22 protein-coding genes are annotated in these 23501 nt (G+C 74.1%); 6 read left to right on the top strand and 16 right to left on the bottom strand.

What is annotated here, in order from left to right; all coding sequences use genetic code 11:
- Nucleotides 1-34 precede the first annotated feature (34 nt).
- From ABZ783_RS08090 to ABZ783_RS08080, 3 genes are all read left to right on the top strand, one after another.
- Nucleotides 35-664, top strand: a complete 630-nt coding sequence (locus tag ABZ783_RS08090; RefSeq protein WP_357435233.1) for a TIGR03085 family metal-binding protein — start codon at nt 35-37, stop codon at nt 662-664.
- A gap of 126 nt (nt 665-790) precedes the next feature.
- Nucleotides 791-1741, top strand: a complete 951-nt coding sequence (locus ABZ783_RS08085) for a terpene synthase (protein ID WP_357435232.1) — start codon at nt 791-793, stop codon at nt 1739-1741.
- A 140-nt stretch (nt 1742-1881) separates the two neighbouring features.
- Nucleotides 1882-3708 carry a long-chain fatty acid--CoA ligase gene (locus tag ABZ783_RS08080; protein ID WP_357435230.1) on the top strand — a complete coding sequence of 609 codons (1827 nt, stop codon included), beginning with the start codon at nt 1882-1884 and terminating at the stop codon, nt 3706-3708.
- Nucleotides 3709-3790: 82 nt separating this feature from the next.
- Here ABZ783_RS08080 and ABZ783_RS08075 read toward each other — a convergent pair whose 3' ends face one another.
- The 3 genes from ABZ783_RS08075 to ABZ783_RS08065 all read right to left on the bottom strand — a co-directional run bounded on the left by ABZ783_RS08075 (nt 3791) and on the right by ABZ783_RS08065 (nt 9194).
- Entirely contained in the window at nt 3791-5104 is a 1314-nt protein-coding gene (locus tag ABZ783_RS08075) for a low temperature requirement protein A (RefSeq protein WP_357435228.1), read from the bottom strand.
- 117 nt (nt 5105-5221) lie between these two features.
- Entirely contained in the window at nt 5222-7678 is a 2457-nt protein-coding gene (locus ABZ783_RS08070) for a low temperature requirement protein A (RefSeq protein ID WP_357435227.1), read from the bottom strand.
- 58 nt (nt 7679-7736) lie between these two features.
- Complete coding sequence (locus ABZ783_RS08065) at nt 7737-9194, bottom strand: PLP-dependent aminotransferase family protein (RefSeq protein WP_357435226.1); 1458 nt, start codon at nt 9192-9194, stop codon at nt 7737-7739.
- Between the two features lie 58 nt (nt 9195-9252).
- On the opposite strand from ABZ783_RS08065, the gene ABZ783_RS08060 reads away from it, so the two are divergent.
- On the top strand, nt 9253-9930 hold the full coding sequence (locus ABZ783_RS08060) for a hypothetical protein (protein ID WP_357435225.1): 678 nt from the start codon (nt 9253-9255) through the stop codon (nt 9928-9930).
- A 140-nt stretch (nt 9931-10070) separates the two neighbouring features.
- Nucleotides 10071-10532 carry a hypothetical protein gene (locus tag ABZ783_RS08055; RefSeq protein ID WP_357435224.1) on the top strand — a complete coding sequence of 154 codons (462 nt, stop codon included), beginning with the start codon at nt 10071-10073 and terminating at the stop codon, nt 10530-10532.
- A 195-nt stretch (nt 10533-10727) separates the two neighbouring features.
- Here ABZ783_RS08055 and hisF read toward each other — a convergent pair whose 3' ends face one another.
- The 11 genes from hisF to hisD form a co-directional block, all read right to left on the bottom strand.
- Nucleotides 10728-11495 (bottom strand): imidazole glycerol phosphate synthase subunit HisF, encoded by a 768-nt coding sequence (gene hisF, locus ABZ783_RS08050; RefSeq protein WP_357435222.1) that lies wholly within the window; start codon nt 11493-11495, stop codon nt 10728-10730.
- A 48-nt stretch (nt 11496-11543) separates the two neighbouring features.
- On the bottom strand, nt 11544-13517 hold the full coding sequence (locus ABZ783_RS08045; protein WP_357435220.1) for a zinc ribbon domain-containing protein: 1974 nt from the start codon (nt 13515-13517) through the stop codon (nt 11544-11546).
- Nucleotides 13518-13767: 250 nt separating this feature from the next.
- On the bottom strand, nt 13768-14766 hold the full coding sequence (locus ABZ783_RS08040) for an NADP-dependent oxidoreductase (RefSeq protein WP_357435219.1): 999 nt from the start codon (nt 14764-14766) through the stop codon (nt 13768-13770).
- On the bottom strand, nt 14763-15158 hold the full coding sequence (locus ABZ783_RS08035; RefSeq protein ID WP_357435218.1) for a RidA family protein: 396 nt from the start codon (nt 15156-15158) through the stop codon (nt 14763-14765). Before ABZ783_RS08035 ends, ABZ783_RS08040 begins: the two co-directional genes overlap by 4 nt.
- Nucleotides 15155-15883 carry a bifunctional 1-(5-phosphoribosyl)-5-((5-phosphoribosylamino)methylideneamino)imidazole-4-carboxamide isomerase/phosphoribosylanthranilate isomerase PriA gene (gene priA, locus ABZ783_RS08030; protein ID WP_357435216.1) on the bottom strand — a complete coding sequence of 243 codons (729 nt, stop codon included), beginning with the start codon at nt 15881-15883 and terminating at the stop codon, nt 15155-15157. The genes ABZ783_RS08035 and priA overlap by 4 nt, the downstream gene beginning before the upstream one ends.
- 16 nt (nt 15884-15899) lie before the next feature.
- Nucleotides 15900-16223 (bottom strand): hypothetical protein, encoded by a 324-nt coding sequence (locus tag ABZ783_RS08025; RefSeq protein WP_357435214.1) that lies wholly within the window; start codon nt 16221-16223, stop codon nt 15900-15902.
- A 55-nt stretch (nt 16224-16278) separates the two neighbouring features.
- A complete protein-coding gene (gene hisH, locus ABZ783_RS08020) occupies nt 16279-16917 on the bottom strand; it encodes an imidazole glycerol phosphate synthase subunit HisH (protein ID WP_357435212.1) in 639 nt (212 codons plus the stop codon).
- Nucleotides 16914-17087, bottom strand: coding sequence for a hypothetical protein (locus ABZ783_RS08015; RefSeq protein ID WP_198940227.1), 174 nt, complete (start codon nt 17085-17087; stop codon nt 16914-16916). Before ABZ783_RS08015 ends, hisH begins: the two co-directional genes overlap by 4 nt.
- Entirely contained in the window at nt 17087-17698 is a 612-nt protein-coding gene (gene hisB / locus ABZ783_RS08010) for an imidazoleglycerol-phosphate dehydratase HisB (protein ID WP_357435210.1), read from the bottom strand. Before hisB ends, ABZ783_RS08015 begins: the two co-directional genes overlap by 1 nt.
- Nucleotides 17699-17751: 53 nt before the next feature.
- Nucleotides 17752-18825 carry a histidinol-phosphate transaminase gene (locus tag ABZ783_RS08005; protein WP_357435209.1) on the bottom strand — a complete coding sequence of 358 codons (1074 nt, stop codon included), beginning with the start codon at nt 18823-18825 and terminating at the stop codon, nt 17752-17754.
- A gap of 64 nt (nt 18826-18889) precedes the next feature.
- Complete coding sequence (hisD, locus tag ABZ783_RS08000; protein WP_357435208.1) at nt 18890-20212, bottom strand: histidinol dehydrogenase; 1323 nt, start codon at nt 20210-20212, stop codon at nt 18890-18892.
- 107 nt (nt 20213-20319) lie between these two features.
- Between hisD and ABZ783_RS07995 the strand changes: the two genes are divergently transcribed.
- On the top strand, nt 20320-21021 hold the full coding sequence (locus ABZ783_RS07995) for an LON peptidase substrate-binding domain-containing protein (protein WP_357435207.1): 702 nt from the start codon (nt 20320-20322) through the stop codon (nt 21019-21021).
- On the opposite strand, the gene ABZ783_RS07990 is transcribed toward ABZ783_RS07995, so the two are convergent.
- Both ABZ783_RS07990 and ABZ783_RS07985 read right to left on the bottom strand, forming a co-directional pair.
- Nucleotides 20987-21844 carry a DUF2567 domain-containing protein gene (locus ABZ783_RS07990; RefSeq protein WP_357435205.1) on the bottom strand — a complete coding sequence of 286 codons (858 nt, stop codon included), beginning with the start codon at nt 21842-21844 and terminating at the stop codon, nt 20987-20989. The two genes, ABZ783_RS07995 and ABZ783_RS07990, sit on opposite strands and share 35 nt — an antisense overlap.
- 47 nt (nt 21845-21891) lie before the next feature.
- Nucleotides 21892-23415, bottom strand: coding sequence for an AAA family ATPase (locus ABZ783_RS07985; protein ID WP_357435204.1), 1524 nt, complete (start codon nt 23413-23415; stop codon nt 21892-21894).
- Between the last annotated feature and the right edge of the window lie 86 nt (nt 23416-23501).

Below are 23501 nucleotides of genomic sequence, written 5' to 3'. Positions count from 1 at the left end.
GGTGGCCGGGCCGCCACCGGCCTACGATCGGGCCATGCCGCGGTACGCCCGATCGGAGCGCGAGGCGCTCGCCGATCTGCTGCTGGACCTGGGACCGGACGCGCCGACGATCGACGAGGGGTGGCGCACCCGCGACCTCGCGGCGCACCTGACGGTGCGCGAGCGCCGGCCGGACGCCGCCGCCGGCATCCTGCTGCGGCCGCTGCGCCGGTACGGTGAGGCGGTCCGCCGGCGCACGGCCGCGGGGCCGTACGCGGAGCTGGTGGCGCGGGTGCGCCGCCCGCCGGTGTGGAGCCCGGTCAGCAACCCGCTCACCGACGAGTTGGTCAACACCCTGGAGTTCTTCATCCACCACGAGGACGTCCGCCGGGCGCAGCCGGGGTGGCTGCCGCGGGACCTGCCGGCGGGGTTCCAGGCGGTGCTCTGGAAGCGGGCCGCGGGGATGGCCCGGTTGGCGCTGCGCCGCTTCCCGGCGGACCTGCTGGTCCAGGCGCCGGGGTTCGGCGAGCGCACCGTCGGCCGGGGCGGCGACCGGCTGCGGGTGGTGGGCGCGCCCGGCGAGCTGGTGCTCTTCCTCTCCGGCCGGCAGCGGGTGGCGCGGGTGCAGGTGGACGGCCCGTCCGCGCCGGCCGAACGGTTGCGGGCGGCCAGCCTGGGCTTCTGACGGATGGGCGGAAACGGTCACCACGAGAGGTGAAACCGCCCACGACCCGACCACCACGGCTGATCATTCCTGTCGTACGCTCTCGGCCACCGCCCCACTACCGAGGGCGGCGGGACAGGGGGACGGATGCGGAGCTTCGCGGTCTCGGCACTGCGCGAACCCCCCTTCCCGGCGCGCCGGCACCCCGCTGTCGAACTGGCCGCCGGGGAGAGCGCCTGCTGGGTACGCGAGCTGGGCCTGATCGACGATCCGGCCGGGCTGCGCCGGCTGGCCGGTGCCAACCCGGCGGAACTGGCCGGCCGGGCCTACCCGGGTGGGCCGCTGGACCGGCTGCGCCTGCTCACCGACCTGATCTCCTGGCTGTTCGTGATGGACGACGCCTGCGACGAGGACGGCCTGGGCGCCAGCCCGACCCGGCTCGCGCCCACCGTGGCGGGCCTGCTGGAGGTGCTCGACCGGCAGGGCGACCCGGACGCGCCGGCGCCGGTCGGGGCCGGGCCGCTCGGCGTCGCGCTGCACGACCTGTGCCGGCGGGCGCGCGCCCGGCAGCGGCCGGCCCTGCTGCTGCGGCTGGTCAGCCAGTTGCGGGAGTACCTGCTGGCGCTGCTCTGGGAGGCGGCCAACCGGGAGCACCGGCGGGTGCCCGGGGTGGCCGAGTACGTGCAGATGCGCCGGCACACCGGCGGGGCCCGGCCCAGCTTCACCCTCACCGACCTGGCGTACGACGCGGTGCCGGAGCCGGGGCGGCGGGCGGATCCGGCGCTGGCCGCCGTGGACGACCTCGCCGCCGATCTGGTCTGCTGGTGCAACGACCTCTTCTCCTACGGCAAGGAGCGCAGCAGCGCGCCGGACGGCCACAACCTGGTCACCACGATCGCCGGCGAGACCGAGCAGGACGAGGAGTCGGCGCTGCGCGCGGCGGCCGCCCGGTTCAACGCGGCGCTGGCGGCGTACGGGGAACGGGAGTCGGCGCTGGCCACGGGGGGCGACGAGGCGGTCCTGGCCTTCCTGACCACCCGGCGGAACTGGATCCGGGCCACCTACGACTGGTCGCTCGCCGTGTCCCGGTACGCCTGACCGGGCCGGTCCCCGCCCGGGGACGCCGCTCGCCGCTGGCACCAGGGCTAGCCGCCGCCCCGGTGGAGGCAATACTCTTCGGTAACCGCAGAATGGCGTGACCTCCGTCACGTCCCTCCACCCTGAAGGCGGCTTCAGCGATGGCTCTCGATGTACCGTACCGTTCCATCCCCGACATGTTCCTCAAACGCGTGGCGGCCACCCCGGCCAGTCCCGCGTTCGCCCACCCCGCCGCCGACGACTCGGGGCCGGTGTGGCTGAGCTGGGAGCAGGTCGGGCGGCGCGCCAAGGCGGTCGCGGCCGGGCTGCACGGGCTCGGCGTCGGCCTGGAGGACCCGGTGGCGATCCTGGCGAACACCCGGCTCGAATGGGTGATCGCCGACTTCGGCATCATGTGCGCGGGCGGGGCCACCACCACCGTCTACCCGACCACCGAGCCGGAGGACGCCACCTACATCATCTCCGACTCCGGGTCGCGGATCCTCTTCGCCGAGAACCCGACCCAGGCCGCGAAGGTCGCCGGCGCGGAGTTGCCGGCGCTGACCCACGTGGTGCTCTTCGACGGCGAGCCCGACCCGGCCGCGGCGGTCCCGCAACTCACCCTGGCCGAACTGGAGGCGCGGGGAGCCCGGGCACTGGAGAACGAGCCGGACCTGATCGACATGCTGGTCGCCGGCATCGGCCCGGACCACCTGGCCACCCTCATCTACACCTCCGGCACCACCGGCCGGCCCAAGGGCGTCGAGCTGCTGCACGGGGGCTGGTGCTGGGAGGGAGTCGCGCAGGCCGAGCTGGGGCTGCTGCACTTCGACGACCTCCAGTACCTCTGGCTGCCGCTGTCGCACTCCTTCGGCAAGACGCTGCTCTGCGGCGTCACCCACGTCGGCCTGCCCACGTACGTCGACGGGCGGGTGGAGAAGCTGGTCGAGCTGCTCGGGGTGGTCCGGCCGACGCTGATGTGCGGCGCGCCCCGGGTCTTCGAGAAGGTCTACAACAAGGTGGTCACCACGGCCCAGGACGCCGGGGGCGCGAAGGCGAAGATCTTCGCCTGGGGCGTCGCGGTGGGCAAGGAGAAGGTCGCACTGGAGCAGGCCGGCAAGCCGCTCCCCCTCGGCCTGAAGCTGAGGTACGCGGTGGCCGAGAAACTGGTCTTCAGCAAGCTCCAGGCCCGGCTCGGCGGCCGGATCCGGGTGCTCGTCTCCGGCGCGGCCCCACTGAGCAAGGAGATCGGCACCTTCTTCGCCGCCGCCAACCTGCCCATATCCGAGGGGTACGGCCTCACCGAGACCAGCGCCGGCAACTTCGTCAACCCGCCGGGCGGGCTGCGTATCGGCACCGTCGGCAAGGCGATGGGCGACCTGGAGTGCCGGATCGACAGCGACGGCGAGATCCTGGTCCGCGGCCGGCCGGTGATGCGCGGCTACCACAACCTGCCCGAAGAGACCGCCGCCGCGTTCACCGAGGACGGCTTCTTCCGCACGGGGGACATCGGCAGCCTGGACGACGACGGCTACCTGCGGATCACCGACCGGAAGAAGGACCTGGTCAAGACCTCGGGCGGGAAGTACATCGCACCGTCGCACATCGAGGGCATGTTCAAGGCCATCTGCCCGTACACCTCGCAGGCCGTGGTGATCGGGCAGGCGCGCAACTACTGCACCATGCTGGTCACCCTCGACCCGGACGCGATCAAGGGCTGGGCGGCCGGCGGCCCGCTGGAGGGTCGCGACTACACCGGGATAGTCACCTCGCCAGAGGCCCAGGCGATGGTCGACGGCTACGTGGCGGAGCTGAACGCCAAGCTGAACCGCTGGGAGACGATCAAGAAGGTGACCATCCTCCCCCGTGACCTCACCATCGAGGACGGTGAGGTCACCCCGTCGCTGAAGATCAAGCGCCGGGGCGTGGAGAGCAACTTCGCCGCCGAGATCGAGAAGATGTACGCGGGCACCCTCGCCGAGCTGTAGCGGCGGATCCGTACCGTCCGGCGGCCGTGCCCCACCGTCCCGGGGCACGGCCGCCGGTCCTTCCGGCGGTCGTCGACCGCGGTCACAGGTGGTGCTGGCGCCACCGGGTCTGCTCCATCTCGACGGCGATCTGCTCCTCCAGCGCGAGCTGCCGGATCTGGCGCCGCCGACCGTCCTCGCGCAGCGTCTCGGCGACGATGGCGGCCACGCAGAGCACCGCCAGCAGCACCACCGCCACCAGTTCCGGCAGCCCGGCCGCCGCCGGGGCCACCGCCACGATCACCACCGCGGCACCCAGCAACGGCCAGCGCACGGCGTGCAGCACCAGCAACGCGCAGGCCGCGAGGCTGAGCAGGTAGACGGCGACCCCGCCGTAGAGGACCGTCACCCAGAAGGCGCCGAGCGGCTCCCCCCAGGACGGTGTGCTGGACGAGGCCGACTCGGCGAGCAGGTCCTTGAGCCCGAGGGCGAAGAAGATGATCCCGGCGACCATCGGCAGGTGCAGGTAGGTGTACGCGTTGCGGGCCAGCCGGGCCCGGGCGGCCGGCTCCCGGGCCGCGTGCAGCCGCTGCTCGACCCCGGGGGCGAGGGTGTCGAAGTACGCCCACCAGAGCACCGCGGCGATCGCGACGCCGAGCACCGCGGCGGTCATCACCGGCCCGGTCAGCGGCAGCGCGCTGATCGCCTTCGGACCTAGCCCGAGCGCGATGATCGACTCGCCGAGCGCGAGCAGGACCATCAGGGCGTGCCGCTCCGCCCAGTGCCCGGCCGAGGTCACCACCCAGTACGAGCCGCCGAGGATGATGCCCGCCACGTACTCCACCAGCACCGCTGCCGTCCACAGGCTGAGCTGGATGGCGGCCGCCAGGGCTCCGGAGGTGACCCGGGGCGGCACCTGCCCGGCGGCGACCAGCAGCACCGTGGCGGCCACCGGCAGGGCGGCGAGCCGCAGCCAGAGCCGGAACTGGGCCGGATCGGACCGGGCCACCCAGCCGAAGACCGCGAGCTGCGGGCCGCGGACCAGGAAGTAGCAGACCGCGAAGACGAGCGGGCCGTTGAGTCCGCCGGGCTGGTCCACGAACGCGCCCGGAATGCTCAGCACCAGCAGGAAGGTGGCGGCCCCGATGACGAAGCCGACCACCGGCAGCACGCCCTGGTCGGCCCGGACCAGGTTGCCGAGGCCGGCGAAACCTTGCCAGCACCACCAGAGCAGCGCCAGCACGAGCAGGGCATGGAACAGGTTGACCCAGCTGGGCTGGCTCGCGGTCAGGCCGGTGACGGTGAGGAACGCGAAGACGAAGACGAGGTCGAAGAAGAGCTCCAGCCGCGTCACCCGGGACCCCGGCGCGCCGAGCCGGACCACGCTCGCCCGCCGGGTGCCGCCGCTGTTCCTCACTCGCGCAGTGTCGCAGCCGATGCGGCCCACCGAGCGCGATCCGGGCAGGCTGGCCGGTGCCGGCGGCGATCCTGCGCCCGCCGTCCTGACCGGATGCGGGGCGGTCAGCGGCACCCGCTACGGGCCTGCCTCGGGGACCAGCGGTTCGCGCAGCACCCGTCTGAGCTGCGCCGTACGCACCGCTTCGACGATCAAGAAGATGATGGCGACGGCGACCAGGACCGCGAGGCCCACCAGCCCGGCCCACGGAGCGGCCAGCGGGACCAGCGCGACGAACACCAGGGTCGTGATGCCGCGGATCCACCGGATGCGGTGCTGCGTCCGCCACCAGAAGGCCTGATCGCCGATCAGATAGAGGATCACCCCGCCGTAGAGGGCGAGGTGGGCCAGGGTGGGCAACCCCGCGGCCAGCCCGGGCCTGCGGTGCGCCAGCGCGAGCGTCTGGCCCAGACCGAGCGCGACCAGCACGATGCCGGCCACCATGATCAGGTGCAGAAAGGTGTACGCGTCGGCGGCCAGCCGGCTGCGGTCACCCCCCGCGGCGGTCTCCACGGCGCGTTCCCCGGCGATGGCGTCGATGTCGAAGTACGTCCACCACAGCGTCCCTACCAGCGCCGTGCCGAGGATCGCCCCGATGACCACCAGCCCGGAAATCGGTTGGTCGGCGACCGCACGTCCGGTGGCGATGATCGCCTCGCCGAGCGCGACGATGACGATCAGGCCGTAGCGCTCCGCCCAGTGACTGGCCGAACTGATCCGCCACTGACTGACCTTCACCAGGTACCGACTGCCGTAGTCGACGGCGATGGCGGCCAGCCACAGGGCGATCCGCAGCGGGCTGTAGGGTCCCCGCGCGCCGACCAGTTCGGGCAGCAGCGCGGCGCTCAGCAGCAGGAGCGTCGCCAGCCCGGCCGCGAGGGCGAGCAGCAGCAGTTGGCGGCGTAAGCCGGGATTGCCGCGCGCGACCACCCAGAACGAGCCCAGGTGCAGCAGCCGGACGACGCCGTAGCAGGTCGCGAAAATCAGCGGCCCATACAGCCCGATCGGCGACGGGTCGTAGAACGCCACCGGGATCGCGATCGCGATGATGAGGATGTTCGCCGCGACGGCGACGTAAACCAGGCGAGCTCCCGGCTCGTCGGTGCGCAGCGCGGTGGACAGCCACGCGAACACGTTCCAGGCCCACCAGAGTACGGCCAGCACCGCCAGCCCGCGGACCAGCCCGTGCCAGGTCGGATCGGCGGCCATCAGGCTGGTGACCTGGATGAACGCGTAGACGAAGACCAGATCGAAGAAGAGTTCCTTCGGGGCGACACCGACGGCCCGCTGGACGGCGGGCTGGATCGCGCGGTGCAGGACCTGGTGCCGGTCCCGGAAGACGGTACGGTCGGCGAGCACGAGCACGGCCACCAGGCCGGCGAGAATCGCGAGCGCGGCCAGCGCCGGCACCTGGGCCGCCACCGGTATGCCGAGGGCGAGCAGGACGAGGCCGAGTAGCGGCCCCCGGCCCACGATGTGCATCGTGCGCCCTTCGAAGGCGAGCAGCCCGACCAGGTAGAGGATCACGCCGCCATACAGTGCGAGCAGGGACAGCGCGGGCAGCGGCGCCGGTTCGCCGACGGCCCCCACCGCCTTCTCGAGGCCGAGCGAGAGCAGGATCAGACCGCCGATCATCGGCAGGTGCAGGAAGCTGTACGCGTTCCGCGCCAGCCGTATCCGGGCCGCCCCGGACACCCGCTCAAGGGCGAGTTCGGCGGCGAACCGGGCGAGGTCGAAGTAGGTCCACCAGAGCACGCCCACGACGCTCATGCTGAGCAGGATGGCGGCGACCAGCGGCCAGGTGATCGGTGCGGTGGAGCCGATGCCCCGGCTGACCCCGACGGAGATGATGGTCTCGCCGAACGCCACCATGACGATCAGGGAATGCCGCTCGACCCAGTGTCGTACCGGGATGTCGCGCCCACCGACCGCGCCGGTGAGGATCCCACCGCGGTACTCGATGAGGATCGCCAGGAGCACCAGCCCCAGGCGGGCCCACGGATGGATCTCGACATCGATCAACCGGCTGGCCAGCAGCGCCGCGAGCAGCAGCAGCGGGGCGGCACCGAACAGGGGCAGCCAGCCGCGCCGGACCCGCTGCCGGGAGACCGGGTCGGACCGGGCGCAGATCATCGCGACCGCCAGGGCGCCGGCCCGCGCGGCGAGGTAGCCCAGCACGAAGATGAGCGGGCCGGGCAGCCCACCGGGCCGGTCGACGAATGCCTCCTGAATCGCCACGCCCACCACGAAGATGATCGCGATGAGGCCGAAGGCGACCATCGGCATGATCCCCCGGTCCAACCGGATGGAGTTGCTGAGCCAGGCGTAGGAGACCCAGCACCACCACAGCAGCGCGAGCAGCAGCAGACCGCGCACGATCCCGAAGAGGTCGGGATGGGCAGCGGCCACGCTGGTCACGTTGAGGAAGGCGTAGACGAAAACCAGGTCGAGGAAGAGTTCCAGCCGGGTCACCCCGCCGCTCTCGGCGACCATCTGGAACCGATCGGACAGTCCCCTCGACCTACCGCTGGCCATCGCTTGAGTCTGCCCGGCGGCGGTGCCCCGCGCGGGGCATCCGGCAAGCCCGCCCGGCTCAGGCGATGACGGACGGCTCCCGCCACTGCGGGCGGCCGGTCCGGTCGAGGTCGTAGCGGACCGCGGCGAGCCGGCCGACGGCCTCCACCAGGTCGGCGGCGGGCAGCGTGAACGGCAGCCGCAGGAACCGCTCGAGGGTGCCGTCCAGGCCGAACCGGGGTCCGGGCGCCAGGCGTACGCCGACCTCCTCGGCGGCCCGGGCCAGGGCGCTGGAGACCGGGCCGTCCAGCTCGACCCAGAGCGTCACGCCGCCGCGCGGCACGCTGACCCGCCAGTCGGGCAGCCGCTCGGCCAGCGCGCCGACCAGCGCGTCCCGTTGGGCGGCGAGCTGCGCCCGCCGCGCGGCCACGATGGTCGCCGCTTCGGCGAGCAGGTGCACCGCGACGAGCTGGTCGAGGACCGGGCTGGCCATGTCGACGCCGACCCGGGCGGCGGCCAGCCGCTGCACCTGCGGCGCGGACGCCCGGACCCAGCCGATCCGCAGGCCACCCCAGTACGGCTTGCTCATCCCGCCGATGCTGATCACCCGGGAGTGCCGGTCGAAGGTGGCGACCGGTGGCGGCAGCGGGGTGCCGTCCAGCGGCAGGTCCACGAAGGACTCGTCGATCACCAGGTCGGTCCCGGCGGCGTGGGCGGCGGCGACCAGCCGCTCGCGCAACTCGGTCGCCATCAGGTGGCCGGTCGGGTTCTGGAACTCGGGGATCAGGTACGCCAGCTTCGGCCGGGCCTGCCGGATGCTGCCCAGCAGCAGGTCGGCGTCCCAGCCGAGGTCGTCCATGGCGAGGCCGTGGGTGCTGATCCGGGCCCGGCGGGCCGACAGCGCGGCGAGCGCGTTGGGGTAGGTCGGGGACTCCACCAGCACCCCGCCCCCGGGCGACAGGGCCAGCCGCAGCACCAGGTCCAGCGCGTGCTGGGTGCCGCTGGTGACCATGATCTGCTCCGGGCTGGTCGGCAGCCCCCGCTCGGTGTACGCCCGAGCCACCGCCTCGCGCAGCTCGATGATGCCGGTCGGGTGGTAGCCGGCCCCGCCCAGGTAGTGGGGCAGGTCCTCGGTGGCCGCCCGGGCGGCCGGGACGAGCTGCGGCGGGGCGGCGAGCGCGGCCACCCCGAGGTCGATCATGTCCCGGTCGTCCAGCGGGGTCCACAGCCCGGTGCTGGCCACCCGGTGGGTACCGGGCAGCATGGTCCAGCTGCCGGCCCCGCGCCGGCTGGCCAGGTGGCCGCTCTCGCGCAGCTCCCGGTAGGCGGCGGTGACCGTGGTACGGCTGATCCGCAGCGCCTCCGCCAGCTCCCGCTCGGCGGGCAGGCGTACCCCCAGGGGGAGCCGGCCGTCGGCGAGCAGGCCGCGGACCGCGGCGGCGAGTGCGGCGTAGTCGGGGCTGCGTCGGCGGCCGGGCAGCGCATGCCACTGGCCGAGGAGCCGAGCCAATTGGACACCGCGCACCTGACTCGTCATGGCCACCCCTCCGGAATTGGCTCTGTCGCGGGCGAGATTGGACCCTAGGGTGGCATGCATGGCACCGATTGGCAATTTCCGGTACCGGCCCGCCCGGCGACTGACCCAGCTCTACGCCGGGCTCACGCTCTACGGCGTCAGCATGGCCCTGATGATCCGGTCCGGCCTCGGCCTCGACCCGTGGGACGTGTTCCACCAGGGCCTCGCCCGGCAGACCGGGCTCTCCTTCGGCACGGTCACCATCGCGGTCGGCGCCCTGGTGCTGCTGCTGTGGATCCCGCTGCGGCAACGCCCCGGCCTCGGCACGGTCAGCAACGTGGTGGTGATCGGGCTGGTGGTGGACGCCACCCTGGCCCTGGTGCCGGCCGGCGGCGGCCTGCCGCTGCGGATCTGCCTGCTGGTCGTCGGGATCGTCGCCAACGGCGCGGCCACCGGGCTCTACCTCGGGGCGGCCTTCGGCCCCGGCCCGCGCGACGGCCTGATGACCGGGTACGTCGCCCGCCGCCCCGGCCGCTCCATCCGGCTGGTCCGGACCGTCATCGAGGTGACCGTGCTGGCGCTGGGCTGGCTGCTCGGCGGCACGGTCGGCGTCGGCACGGTCGCGTACGCGCTCGCCATCGGGCCGCTCGCCCAGTTGTTCATCCCGCTCTTCGCGGTGCCCCCGCAGCAGTCGGAGGGCCCCGCCGTGGAGCCGGCGGTGGGCCCCACGCCGCGCCCGGCCGGCGAGGCGGCCTGAGCCGGGGTCACCACGCGGTGCCACCCCGGCCACGCCGACGGCCACCGGATGGGCCGGACCGCACCCCGGCTGAGCTGCGCCGACGGCCGGCGTCGAAACCAGGTGTTTTCTCCGCCGGCAACGCCGGGCATCATTCGTTCATGGGGGAGAACGGATGGCGCTGGACCGACGCCTGGATCTTCGTCTCGCTGGTGATCGCGAGCGGTGCCGGACGGCATCGCCGGGCGGCCACCACCCGGCGCCCGGAGGGTGTCCGCCTGGCTGACGTCCTCTCCACCGCCGACCACCTCAACCGGTCCATCCCAGAGCGGGACGAGGTCGAGGGCGCCGTCCGCCGGCTCCTCGGCGCGGGCCTGGTCACCGTATCCGACGGCTGGTTCCGGATCACCCCGGACGGCGAGCGGCTGTGGCGCACCCGGCCGAGCGCCGGGCTGGGGACCACCGTCGACACCGTGCAAGGCGTGCTGACCCGCCGACACACGCCGGGCACGTCCGACTGGAGCCTCGCCGAGGACGACCACGCCGCCGCCGTCCAGGAGTACGTGGTCCGGTCGATCCCGATGCCGCGCCGTTCCCCCGAGGGCCACTCCGGCCGCCCCTGAGCACGCCGCCCCGTCTGGCCGCGCCAGCTCGGCGACCCGGGCGGCATCCGGACCCGCACGACACCGCCAGCTAGGCGACCTGGCGGCATCCGGACCGGCACGACACCGCCAGCTCGGCGACCTGGCGGTGTCCGGGCCGGCACGACACCGCCAGCGCGGCGACCCGGGTCCGGTCAGGGCGGGCCGGTGGGTGGATCAGCGGACCGGGTGGCCGGCGGTGCGCAGGGCGTCCTTGACCTCGCCGACGGTCAGCTCGCCGAAGTGGAAGACGCTGGCCGCGAGCACCGCGTCGGCGCCCGCGCCGATCGCCGGCGGGAAGTGCGCCACCGCGCCGGCCCCGCCGCTCGCGATCACCGGCACGTCGACGGCCGCCCGGACGGCCTGGATCAGCGGCAGGTCGAAGCCGGCCTTGGTCCCGTCGGCGTCCATCGAGTTGAGCAGGATCTCCCCCGCACCCAGCTCGGCGCCGCGCCGGGCCCACTCGACCGCGTCGAGGCCGGTGCCCCGGCGGCCGCCGTGGGTGGTCACCTCGAAGCCGCTCGGCGTGGCGCCGTCCGGCGCCCGCCGCACGTCGAGGGAGAGCACCAGCACCTGCCGGCCGAACCGGTCGGCGATCTCGGCGATCAGCTCCGGCCGGGCGATCGCGGCGGTGTTCACGCCGACCTTGTCCGCGCCCGCCCGCAGCAGCGTGTCGACGTCGGCGACCGTGCGTACGCCGCCGCCGACGGTGAGCGGGATGAAGACCGACTCGGCGGTGCGCCGGACCACGTCGAGCATGGTCCCCCGGTCGCTGACGGACGCGGTGACGTCGAGGAAGGTCAGCTCGTCCGCGCCGGCCCGGTCGTACGCGGCCGCCAGCTCGACCGGGTCGCCGGCATCCCGGAGGTCGGCGAAGTTGACCCCCTTGACCACCCGTCCGGCATCCACGTCCAGACAGGGGATCACCCGTACCGCCACCGTCATGTCGCGAGCCTATCCTTCCCCGTTTCCGCCAGCGGCCAGCGTCCCTGATCAGCTTAGCGATCCTGAGCCGGATTGAGTTTCCGGGATCGTTTCCCACCGTGGTGGAGATGCATGGACGTGGAGATGGAATCCCGCGCCCAGTGCGGCTCCGCGTGGCCGGTGGCCGGTGGTGGTGGGTGTGCTGATCGTGTTCACGCCCTGGTGTCGGTGGGCTGCGCGGGGCAGCCTCCGGTCCGTTGGTGCGTGTCCCTCCGGACGCTTTCCCGCCCGGCTGTGGGGCCGGGTGGGGGAGGGTGCCCTGCGTCGCCTGGGCGCGGGGCGTGGGGTGCGGGGCCGGGTGGGGCCGGCCTTCGACCGGTCCCCCCGGCTGGCATGGGAGCTCGGGGTGACGACGGCGCTGGCCTCGAGCTCGTCGACAACCGTGCGGATCACCATGGCGCCGGTGGTCTTGTCGGTGATGGTTTTGGCCTGGTGGGTGAGGCCGCGGGCGGCGATGCGCCGCCAGGCGCCGTGGTCGCGGTCGCCCTGCCAGCGGCAGGACTGGTTGGGGCAGATGGCCCACTTCCACCCGGGTGTGGTGGGCCGGTCGGGGGCTTTGCGGTGCTGCAGCGGGGTCAAACATTGCGGGCAGTGCTTGGACGTGTTGCGGGCGGGGACGGTGACGACGGCGATCCCGTGCTCGGCGGCGAGGTGCCGCATCCGGTCGCTGATCTTTCCGCGGACCTGCTGGGACAGGCGGGTGTTGCGGGTGGCGCCCATGCCCCGCGCTTCCATCGACCGCAGGTCTTCCAGGTAGATGACGGACGCCGCGGCGGCGATCGCCTGGTCCACCGTCCAGCGGGCGGCAGCCCACGCGAGCGCGTCGTTCAAGTTTTGGCGGCGGGCGGACACCTGGCGGATCTCGCCGGCCAGCACCTCGTGTTTCGCTCCCAGATGCTCGTCCGGGCGGCCGCCGAGCAGCCGCGCGTAGTGGTCGGCCTTCGCGTGCAGCCGCTCACTGTGGCGCCGCAGGCGGTGCTGCTTGGCCAGGACCCCAGCGGCCCGGAACTGGCCGCCAGCCCCCAACGCCGTGATCCGCCCATCCTTTCCCAGTCGCAGGGCACCCGCGCTGAGGAGCGTGTTGAGGCCCCAATCCACACCGACCGCCATCGTGTGACCGACTCGGGCGGCTTTCGGCACCGGGTGCGTGTATGCCAGGTCGGCGCGGACCTTGCCGTCGGTGACGCGGAGGGTGGGCAGGTGCAGCACCGCCAAGGCAGCAACCGTGGACGGCAGCCGGATCGGACACTCGACCCACGTCCAGTCCCGGTACGTCTGCGGATCCGGTCGTGAGGGCAACTGCAGCCGCAGCAGCGCCCTGGCCGGGTCGGTGTCGCAGCGCTCGATGGTGGCCTGCTGCCGATCACACGCGGCCAACAGCAACATCCGCCCGATCCTCGGGACGCCTTCGAGCTCGAACACGTCCACCGGCAGCCGACCGTTGACCTTGACGAACGTGGCAGCCTGCCGGGTACGGGACTTGATGACGCTGGACGGCAGATGCTCTCCGCCGGGGATCGAGGCCCGAACCTGATCCCACTCGGCGGGGGTGCGCTTGCACGGATCGGCCGGCCACGTCGACAGGACCCCGGCCGTCACCTCGGCACGCCACGCCGCCGAACGCAGCGCACGCCCCGCCTGCTCCTGCGCCATCCGCACGACCCGATCATTGACCCTCACACCCCCAGGCGGGGCGACCGCCCACCCCAGCCGCCGTAACGCCATCCACGCGTTCGACGGCAACCGCCGCCCACCCGCATCCACCCCGCCGGCCAACACCCCCACATCCACGCGGTTCCAATGCTCACCGACCAGCGCGGCCACCATGCCCGCCACCAGATCAGCACACCAACCAATACGTTGCGCCAACACCGCCGGAGACAGGACCTCGCCGGTTGCCTCGTCCACCCCCGCGCGCAGCACAGCACGGGCACACGCGGTCCGGGCCGCCTCACCCTCGGCCAGCCGCAGCTTCCCGCTCACCGACTCAACACCGATCCACAAAAACCGGCCCTACCGCCGACCCACACCACCGGAACCCTCCCCGAGCCAACCCAAACGTGATACGCCACGGGGTGAACACCGACACGCTTCCCGGCCTCGGAAAGCCGAAACGTTCCACACAGGCCAACCTATGATCACTGATCATCGATATCAAACGGTTAGCCTGTGAGGCCGGCCACGGCCGGGACCCTCCACTACCGGAGCCCTTGTGCGGGGGCCCCGTCCTGCCTCACAGCCGGACCAGCATCTTGCCCAGGTTCTCGCCGCGCAGCATGCCGAGGAACGCCGCCGGGGCGTGCTCGATGCCGTCGACCACCGTCTCGTCGTACGCGATCTTCCCGGCGCGCAGCCAGCCGGCCGTCTCCTGGACGAACTGCTCGCGCAGGTGACCGTGGTCGCCGACCAGGAAGCCGCGCAGGGTGAGCCGCTTGCCGATCAACAGCGCCAGGTTGCGCGGCGCGGCGGGCGGCTCGGTGGCGTTGTACTGGGCGATCATGCCGCAGATCGCGGCCCGGCCGTGCAGGTTCATCGCCCCGATCGCGGCCTCCAGGTGCTCGCCGCCGACGTTGTCGAAGTACACGTCGACACCGTCGGGCGCGGCGGCCCGCAGGGCGTCCCGGACCGGGCCGTCGTGGTAGTCGAAGGCGGCGTCGAAGCCGAGCGACCTGAGCCGCTCGACCTTGGCCGGCGAGCCGGCGCTGCCGACCACCCGGGCCGCGCCGCGCAGCTTGGCGATCTGGCCGACCATGCTGCCCACCGCACCGGCCGCGCCGGAGACGAAGACGGTCTCGCCGGGCTTCATGGCGGCCACGTCGAGCAGGCCGGCGTACGCGGTCAGCCCGGTCATGCCGAGCACGCCCAGGTAGGCGCTCAGCGGGGCGAGGTTCGGGTCGACCTGGCGGGCGGCCTTCGCGTCGACCAGCGCGTACTCGCGCCAACCGAGGCCGTGCAGCACGGTGTCGCCGGGGGCGAACCCGTCGGCCTCGCTGGCCACCACCTCGCCGACGGCGCCGCCGTCGAGCGGGGCGTCGAGGGCGAACGGCGGCACGTACGACTTGACGTCGTTCATCCGGCCGCGCATGTACGGGTCGACCGAGATGAACCGGTTGCGGACCACCAGCTGCCCAGGGCCCGGGGTGGGCACCTCGGTCTCCACGAGGCGGAAGTTGTCGGCGGTCGGCCAGCCCTGCGGGCGGGAGGCCAGGTGGATCTCGCGGTTGGTGCTCATGAGGAGAGGTACGCCTCCAGCTCCACCTCGACCAGCTGCTCCGGGTCGATCAGCCCGGCCACCACGACCATCGTCGCCACCGGGCGGACCGCCCCGAACACCGCGTTGTGGGCCCGGCCGACCTCGTCGGCGTGGCGCCGGTCGGTCACGTACATCCGGGTCCGGATCACGTCGGCCGGCTCGGCGCCCACCTCGGCGAGTGCGTCCAGGCCGATCCGCAGCGCCTGCGCGGTCTGGGCCGCGGCGTCCCCCACGTGCGCCACCTGCCCGTCGACCATCGACGTGCAGCCGGCGGTGATGGCCAGGTTCCCGACCCGGACCACCCGCGAATAGCCGAACCGGGCCTCCCACGGCCCACCCGAGCCGAGGCGGGTGACGACCGGGGAGGTCACGCCGCTGTCCGCAGCGTGGCCAGCGCCTCGGCGACGGTGAACGCCCCGGCGTAGAGCGCCTTGCCGGCGATCACGCCCTCCACGCCCACCGGCTCCAGGGCGGCCAGGGCGCGCAGGTCGTCCAGGGTGGAGACGCCGCCGGAGGCGATCACCGGCGCGTCGGTGCGGGAGCAGACCTCGCGCAGCAGGTCCAGGTTCGGCCCGCGCATGGTGCCGTCCTTGGTGATGTCGGTGACCACGTACCGGGAGGCGCCGGCCTTGTCCAGCCGCTCCAGCACCTCCCACAGGTCACCGCCGTCGCGGGTCCAGCCCCGCGCGGAGAGCGTACGGCCGCGCACGTCCAGCCCGATCGCCACCCGGTCGCCGTACTCGCCGCAGATCCGGTCGCACCACTGCGGGTCCTCCAGCGCGGCGGTGCCGATGTTGACCCGGGCCGCCCCGGTGCCCAGCGCCGCCTGCAGCGACTCGTCGTCCCGGATCCCGCCGGAGAGCTCGACCTTCACATCGAGCTGCCGGACCACCTCGGCGAGCAGGTGCGCGTTGGTGCCCCGGCCGAACGCGGCGTCCAGGTCGACCAGGTGGATCCACTCCGCACCGTCGGACTGCCAGGCGAGGGCCGCCTCCAGCGGGTCGCCGTACGCGGTCTCGCTGCCGGCGGCGCCCTGCACGAGCCGGACGGCCCGACCGTCGGCGACGTCCACAGCGGGCAACAGGGTGAGGCTCACAGCACTTCTCCTCGCATCAGGTACGACGGTCCAGGGCGATCACCACGATCGCCGGCAGCACCAGCAGCAACAACACGACCAACGCCAGCCGCAGCGCCAGGTCGTCCACGAAAGCCCAGATGCCGGCCAGCGCAACCCCGGTGAGCAGCACGATCGCCGCCCGCTCGCCCCGGGTGTGCCGCCTCAGCCGGCCGGTCCGGCCGCGCCGCAGCTGCGGCGTCAACCGGCGGACCAGGGCGCGCCGCCGCTCCCGGCGGGCCACCCGGCGGCGGCGGACGGCACGCTCGGCCTCCAGTTGCGCCTCGCGGGCTTCCCGGCGGCGGGCCCGCTCCTTGCTCACCGGTCCACCGCCGCTCGCGACCGCGGGGCTCGCAAACCCGGCCCACTCCTCGCGCTCACAGGGTCGCGAGCCAGTTGCGCAGCAGGGTGGCGCCGGTGTCGGCCGACTTCTCCGGGTGGAACTGGGCCGCCGCCAGCGGACCCCGCTCCACAGCCGCGACGAACTCGGTCCCGTGCTCGGCGATGGTCACCGTCGCCCCGGCCGCGGCCAGCCCGGCGGTGTCCGTCACCCCGTACGAGTGGACGAAGTAGAACCGGGCGTCGGCCGGCAGGCCGGCGAAGAGCACCGAGCCCGCCGGCGGGCGGACGGTGTTCCAGCCCATGTGCGGCAACCGCTCGGCGGGCAGCCGGGTCACCCCGCCGGGCAGCAGCCCGAGCCCCTTGGTCACCACGCCGTGCTCGTCGCCGTGCTCGAAGAGCACCTGCATCCCTACGCAGATGCCCAGCACCGGGCGGCCGGCTGCCACCCGCTCGGCGATGACCGGGCCGGCGCTGAGCGCCTCGATCCCGGCCATACAGGCGGCGTACGCGCCGACACCCGGCACCACCAGGCCGTCCGCCTCGGCGGCGGCGGTCAGGTCGTCGGTCACGGTGACGTCCGCACCGGCCCGCTCCAGGGCGCGCTCGGCCGACCGCAGGTTGCCCGAGCCGTAGTCGAGCACCACGATCCGCTTCGCTCGCTGTCGCTCGCTCATGCGCCGTCCCCGGGTAGCAGCCAGAGCAGCCCGCCGGCGGTGGCGAGGGCGGCGAGCAGCCCGGTGATCACCACGGCGCCGCGCGGCGCGCCCTGACGGTAGAGCGACCACGTCCCGCCGACCAGCACCCCGGCCAGGATCAGCAGCAGCGTCGGCAACGCCGCCCCCATCAGAGTGCGCCCTTCGTGCTCGGGATCGCCCCGGCGTTGCGCGGGTCGATCGCGGTGGCCTCGCGCAACGCCCGGGACACCGCCTTGAACTGGGCCTCGACCACGTGGTGGGCGTCCGGGTGGCCGCCGGGACGGGCCGCCCGCAGCACGTCCACGTGCAGGGTGATCCGGGCCGCCTGGCCGAACGACTCCCAGATGTGCCGGGTCATGCTGGTCGGGTAGACCGGGCCGATGTACGGGGCGAGCGGCGGCTCGTCGTGCACCACGTACGGCCGGCCGGAGAGGTCGACCGCGGCCCGGACCAGGACCTCGTCCATCGGCACGGTGGCCGAGCCGTACCGCCGGATGCCGGCCTTGTCCCCCAACGCCTGGTCGACCGCGGCGCCCAGGGCGAGCGCGGTGTCCTCCATGGTGTGGTGGGCGTCGATCTCCAGATCGCCAACGGTGTGCACGGTCAGGTCGAAGCCGCCGTGCCGGGCGATCTGGTGGAGCATGTGGTCGTAGAAGCCGACACCCGTCTCGATGTCGGCCTTGCCGGTGCCGTCGAGGTCGATCTCGACGAGGACCTTCGTCTCCTTGGTGATCCGCTCCACCCGGGCGGTGCGCCTCATTGCCTGCCTCTCGGTCGCGACTGCGGGGCTCTTGCGCCGCACTTCCCGCGCGCTCACGAGAGCTTCTCCATCGCGGCGAGGAAGGCGTCGGTCTCGGCGGGGGTGCCGGCGGTGACCCGCAGCCAGCCGGGCAGGCCGACGTCGCGGACCAGCACACCGGCGTCGAGCAGGGTGCGCCAGGCGGCCGCCTGGTCACCGCCCACCTCGAAGAGCACGAAGTTGGCGTCGCTGTCGGCGACCCGGTGGTCGCGGGCCCGCAGCTCGGCGACGATCCGGTCGCGCTGCTCCATGATCGCGGCGACCGTGCCGAGCAGGGCGTCGCGATGCGCCAGGGCCGCGCGGGCGGCGGCCTGGGTGAGCGCGGAGAGGTGGTACGGCAGCCGGACGAGCTGCACCGCCTGCACCACGGCCGGGTCGGCGGCCAGGTAGCCGAGCCGCCCGCCGGCGAACCCGAACGCCTTGCTCATGGTCCGGGTGACCACCAGCCGCGGGTGGTCGGGCAGCACGGCCAGCGCGCTCACCGTGCCGGGCCGGGCGAACTCGGCGTACGCCTCGTCCACGATCACCATGCCGGGCGCCTCGTCGAGCACCGCGGCGACCACGGCCGGGTCCAGCGCGGTGCCGGTCGGGTTGTTCGGCGAGCAGAGGAAGACCACGTCGGGCCGGTGCGCCCGGACCTGGGCGACCGCCTCGTCGGCGGTGAGGCCGAAGTCGACGCCGCGGGCGGCCGGGATCCAACCGGTGCCGGTGCCGAGCGCGAGCAGCGGATGCATCGAGTACGCCGGGGTGAAGCCGAGCGCGCTGCGCCCCGGGCCGCCGAACGCCTGGAGCAGCTGCTGCTGGACCTCGTTGGAGCCGTTGGCCGCCCACACCTGGTCGACGGTGAGCCCGTGGCCCAGGTACGCCGCCAGGTCGGCGCGGAGCGCGACCGCGTCCCGGTCCGGGTAGCGGTTGAGGTCGCGCAGCTCGGCCGCGAGGGCCTTGGCGATGGCGTCCACCACCGGCTCGGGCACCGGGTAGGAGTTCTCGTTGGTGTTCAGCCGGACCGGCACGTCGAGCTGCGGCGCGCCGTACGGCCGCAGGCCCCGCAGGTCGTCACGGATCGGCAGATCGTCAAGCCCACTCATGCCGCTGCCTCGCTTCGCTCGGGGCCGGCCGGCGGCCGGTGCGGGCTGAGCTCGCTGCGCTCGCTCACGAGTCGTCCCCCGGGAAGCGCGCGCTGACCGCCTGGCCGTGGGCCGGCAGGTCCTCGACGGTGGCCAGGGTGACCACGTGCGGAGCCACCTCGCGCAGCGCCTCCTGGCTGTATTCCACGAGGTGGATGCCGCGCAGGAAGGACTGCACGGACAGGCCGGACGAGTGCCGCGCGCAGCCGCCGGTGGGCAGCACGTGGTTGGAACCGGCGCAGTAGTCGCCGAGCGACACCGGCGACCAGGCGCCGACGAAGATCGCCCCGGCGTTGCGCACCCGCATCGCCCACTCGCGGGCCTGCGCGGTCTGGATCTCCAGGTGCTCGGCCGCGTACGCGTCGACCACCCGCAGCCCCGCCTCGAGGTCGTCGACCAGGACCACCCCGCTCTGCTCCCCGCGCAGCGCGGTGCCGATCCGCTCGGCGTGCTTGGCCGCCGGCACCTGCCGGGCCAGCTCCGCGTCGACCGCGTCGGCGAGCGCCACCGACGGCGTGACCAGCACGCTCGCCGCCAGGGGGTCGTGCTCGGCCTGGCTGATCAGGTCGGCGGCGACGTGCACCGGGTCGGCGGTGTCGTCGGCCAGGATGGCGATCTCGGTCGGGCCGGCCTCGGCGTCGATGCCGACCACGCCGCGCAGCAGCCGCTTCGCGGCGGTGACCCAGATGTTGCCCGGGCCGGTGATCATGTCAACCGGCCCGCAGCGCTCGGCGCCGTCCGGGTCGACGGTCGCGCCGTACGCGAGCATGGCCACCGCCTGGGCGCCACCGACCGCGTAGACCTCGTCGACGCCGAGCAGCGCGCAGGCCGCGAGGACCCGCTGGTCGGGCAGGCCGCCGTTGTCCTTCTGCGGCGGGCTCACCACCACCAGCGAGCGGACCCCGGCCGCCTGGGCGGGGACGACGTTCATCACCACGGTCGACGGATACATGGCCAGGCCGCCCGGGACGTACAGGCCGACCCGGTCGACCGGCACCCAGCGCTCGGTCACCGTGCCGCCCGGCACCACCTGGGTGGTGTGGTCGGCGCGGCGCTGGTCGGCGTGGACCTTGCGGGCCCGGGTGATGGACTCCAGCAGGGCGGCGCGCACCTGGGGGTCGAGGCCGGCCTCCGCCGTGCGGATCGTCTCCACCGGCACCCGCAGGCGCTCGGGGGAGATGCCGTCGAACCGAACACTTGCCTCCCGGATCGCCGGGTACCCATGCTCCCGGACCGCCTCCACCAGGGGGCGGATCCTCTCGACGGCCACCGAGACGTCGAGCTGGGCACGGGGCAGCAGCCGGCGCGGGTCGCGCACGACGCCACGCAGGTCGATCCGGTTCAGCACCCTTGCGAGTCTAGGCCGCCGCCCCGGAGCCGACCCGCGCCGCCCGCAGGCCGGGACGGTGAGCCGGGACACGCGGGATGGTGCCCGGTCCGACTACCCTCGGACGCGTGACCGCACGGCTGCCGGTGTTCCCGCTCGGGACGGTCCTGTTCCCTGGGCTGGTCCTGCCGCTGCACATCTTCGAGGAGCGCTACCGGGCGCTGGTGCGCCACCTGGTCGGGCTGCCGGAGGGCGCGCCCCGGGAGTTCGGGGTGGTGGCGATCCAGGCCGGCTGGGAGGTCGCCGCCGGGCCGCCGGGCCGGCCGACCCTCGGCGGCGGGCAGGTCACGCTGCACGAGGTGGGCTGCACCGCAGAGCTGCGGCAGGTCACCGAGCTGGCCGACGGCGGATTCGACATCGTCACCGTGGGCCGGCGGCGGTTCCGCATCGCCGGCGTCGACGCGGGCGCCACGCCGTACCTGACCGCCGAGGTGGAGTGGCTGCCCGAGCCGGCCGGCACCGACGAGGTAGCCGACCTGCTGGCCGCCCGGGTGATCTCGGTCTTCCGGCAGTATCTCGGGCTGATCCGGCCGGACCCGCAGGAGATCTCCGAGCAACTGCCGGAGGATCCCACCGTGCTGTCGCACCTGGTCGCCGCGACCGCCGCGCTGACCGTCGCCGACCGGCAGCGGCTGCTCGCCATCGACGACACCGCCGCCCGGCTCCGGGCCGAGCTTCAACTGCTCCACCGGGAGACGGCGCTGCTGCGCGAGGTCCGGGCGGTGCCGGTGCCGCTCAGCGAGCTGGCGGGTCCCCCGGTGCCGAACTGAGCTCCGGGCCGCCCGGCGGCCAGTCGCCGTCCAGCTCCGGCTCCGGGCGCAGCGACGGCCAGCGCGACCAGCCGGCCAGCAGGGTGTACGTCACGGCCGCGCCGAACGCGGGCAGCAGCAGGTTGCCGTACGGCACGGGCAGCAGCCCGAGCAACCAGTCGATCCCGCCGGCCCGCAGGTCGGCGGGCTTGGTGAAGACCGTCCCGTCCGGCGCGGTGGCCAGCAGCCGGTGGTAGGTGCCGAGCCCGATCCGGCGGCCGACCTGCCAGGCCGCCAGTGCGGCGCCGAGGCCGCCGAGGGTCCCGGCGAGCAGGCCGACCGGGCCGCGCCGGCCGCGCAGCAGGAGCCACAGCGCGATCGCGGCGAGCACCCCGAAGCCGAGCCCGAGCAGGCTGAACCAGCCGTCGGCGGCGATCGGCTGCTCCGGCTGCGGGGTGGCGTAGATGGCGCCGCCGGCGGTCTTCTGCACCGGGGTGCCGGGCGCCACCCCTGCCCAGAGCAGCCCGAGGGGCGCGCCCAGCACGGCCAGCAGGACCGCGGCGGCGAGGGTGGTCCGGACCACGTTGAGCCGGCCACCGCCGCCGGCGGCCACCGGGGTCTCCCGGGGCTCGGCACCGACCACGCCCGGATGCCCGGCGAGCGGGTCCGCGCCGGGCGCGGTCACGGCGTCGGCCGGCCGGGCCCCGTCGGACGTGTCCGCCGGCTGGTCGGTGGCCGGCTCGGGTCGGGAGGAAGGCTCCGGTCCGCCGGACGGACGTGCGGCGGCGTCGGGCGCGCCGGCATGGTCGGCGGCCCGCTCAGGATCAGGGGTGTCCGGACTCACCCGGTGATCCTCTCAGGCGGCGGGCCGGCGCGGGGCGGCGGTGGCGGTCAGCGGGCGAACGGCTCCAGCATCACCGCGACGGCCTTGAGCCACGCCTGCCGGGTCTCCGCCTGGAGCTGGTGGTAGTCGATCGAGGAGCCGGTCTCCAGCGCCGGGTCGTAGGGCACCACGGTGACCGCCCGGGTCCGGGTGGCGAAGTGCCGCTCCAGGTCGTCCTGGATCGAGGTACGCCGCGGCGTCGGGCAGGAGATCAGGGTCACCGCGTTGTCGGCCAGCTCGCCCATCCCCACCTCGTGCAGCAGGTCGAGCATCCAGTCCGCGCTGAACGCGGCGTCCTCGCGGGGGACGGTGGTCACCACGAGCTGGTCGGCGGCCTGCATGACGGTACGCCAGTTCGGGCTCTCCACGTTGTTGCCGGTGTCCACGCAGACCACCTCGTGGGTACGCCGCAGCAGCTCCAACACCCGCTTGACGGTGAACTGGTCCAGCCGCTGGGCGAACCGGGGGCTCTCCTCCCCGGCCAGCACGTCGTACGAGCCGTCGGAGGCGTGCCGCAGGTAGTCGTCGAGGTGCTCCAGCAGGGTGGCGCCCTCCAGGATCTCGATCTGGGCGAGATCGTGGATCAGGTGTCGGATGGTGCGGGCGTGTCGGGCGCTGCCGGCCCGCAGGCCGAGCGTGCCGCGCAGCTCGTTGTCGTCCCAGGCGAGGACGCCGCGGCCACGGACGCTGCCCACGGTGGCCGCGGCGAGCACGGTCGCGGTGGTCTTGTGCACCCCGCCCTTGGGGTTGGCGAAGGCGAGCACCCGGGGGCGGCCCAGCTCGCGGCGGAGCACACCGACGGCCCGCTCCACCTCGTCCTCCGGCTTCGGGGCCCGCCACTCGACCCGGGCCGGCTCGACCCGGGCCGGGTAGCCCTCGACGGGCGGCTGCGGCGCGGGAACCGGCGGGAGCGGCGCCGGCGGCTGGTGGCTCTCCGGCCGGTAGCGGCCCCGGTCCAGCAACGCGTACCGGGACTCCACCGGCGGCGGGTCGGGCCGGTAGCCGGGCTCCGGCAACCCGTACCGGGGCTCGACGGAGGCGGTGCCCCGGCCGCGCGGCTCCGGGTCCGGATGGCCCGGCTCCGGCTCGGCGCGGTACGCCGGCTCAGCCCGCCAGGACGGCTCGGGACCGTCCGGGCGGCCCGGCTCCGGCTCGGCGCGGTACGCCGGCTCAGCCCGCCAGGACGGCCCGGGACGGTGGTCCGGCTCGGCGCGGTACGGCGGCTCGCCGCCGTACCCCGGTTCGACGCGGTGGGCCGGCTCCACCCGGTAGGTCGCCTCCACCCGGTAGGGCGGCTGCTCGGCGCCGTACGGCGGCTCGGCGGGACGACCGACGGCCGGCGCCCGGCCGGTCCAGCCGGCGCCGGCGCTGCGGCGCGGCAGCGGTTCGGCGGCGGGTGGGGGCTCCGCGGGGCGGTGGTCGGCGTCGATCTGCTCCGCGCCACGGCCGCCGTGTCGGGCCCGGTCGAGCAGCGCCCGCCACCGCGGTGCCGGCTCAGCCTGCCGACCCCAGCCGGTTTCGCTGCCGTCCAAGGCTTCGTCCTCCCCAGCCGTCGATCTCCGCCTGACAGGCTACGAACGAAACCCTATTCAAACCACACCCCCGCGCGCACATCCCC

The sequence above is a fragment of the Micromonospora sp. NPDC047738 genome (assembly GCF_040642675.1).
Taxonomy (GTDB): domain Bacteria; phylum Actinomycetota; class Actinomycetes; order Mycobacteriales; family Micromonosporaceae; genus Micromonospora.
The sequence above is the reverse complement of the archived record's forward strand: the minus strand, read 5'-3'. Positions and strand labels throughout refer to the sequence as shown.

Excerpts from the sequence above, each read along its gene's own strand:
- ABZ783_RS08090 (WP_357435233.1), top strand. The coding sequence starts at position 35 with ATGCCGCGGTACGCCCGATCGGAGCGCGAGGCGCTCGCCGATCTGCTG.
- ABZ783_RS08085 (WP_357435232.1), top strand. The coding sequence starts at position 791 with ATGCGGAGCTTCGCGGTCTCGGCACTGCGCGAACCCCCCTTCCCGGCG.
- ABZ783_RS08080 (WP_357435230.1), top strand. The coding sequence starts at position 1,882 with ATGGCTCTCGATGTACCGTACCGTTCCATCCCCGACATGTTCCTCAAA.
- ABZ783_RS08070 (WP_357435227.1), bottom strand. The coding sequence starts at position 7,678 with ATGGCCAGCGGTAGGTCGAGGGGACTGTCCGATCGGTTCCAGATGGTC.
- ABZ783_RS08065 (WP_357435226.1), bottom strand. The coding sequence starts at position 9,194 with ATGACGAGTCAGGTGCGCGGTGTCCAATTGGCTCGGCTCCTCGGCCAG.
- ABZ783_RS08060 (WP_357435225.1), top strand. The coding sequence starts at position 9,253 with ATGGCACCGATTGGCAATTTCCGGTACCGGCCCGCCCGGCGACTGACC.
- ABZ783_RS08055 (WP_357435224.1), top strand. The coding sequence starts at position 10,071 with ATGGGGGAGAACGGATGGCGCTGGACCGACGCCTGGATCTTCGTCTCG.
- hisF (WP_357435222.1), bottom strand. The coding sequence starts at position 11,495 with ATGACGGTGGCGGTACGGGTGATCCCCTGTCTGGACGTGGATGCCGGA.
- ABZ783_RS08040 (WP_357435219.1), bottom strand. The coding sequence starts at position 14,766 with ATGAGCACCAACCGCGAGATCCACCTGGCCTCCCGCCCGCAGGGCTGG.
- hisH (WP_357435212.1), bottom strand. The coding sequence starts at position 16,917 with ATGAGCGAGCGACAGCGAGCGAAGCGGATCGTGGTGCTCGACTACGGC.
- ABZ783_RS08015 (WP_198940227.1), bottom strand. The coding sequence starts at position 17,087 with ATGGGGGCGGCGTTGCCGACGCTGCTGCTGATCCTGGCCGGGGTGCTG.
- hisB (WP_357435210.1), bottom strand. The coding sequence starts at position 17,698 with ATGAGGCGCACCGCCCGGGTGGAGCGGATCACCAAGGAGACGAAGGTC.
- ABZ783_RS08005 (WP_357435209.1), bottom strand. The coding sequence starts at position 18,825 with ATGAGTGGGCTTGACGATCTGCCGATCCGTGACGACCTGCGGGGCCTG.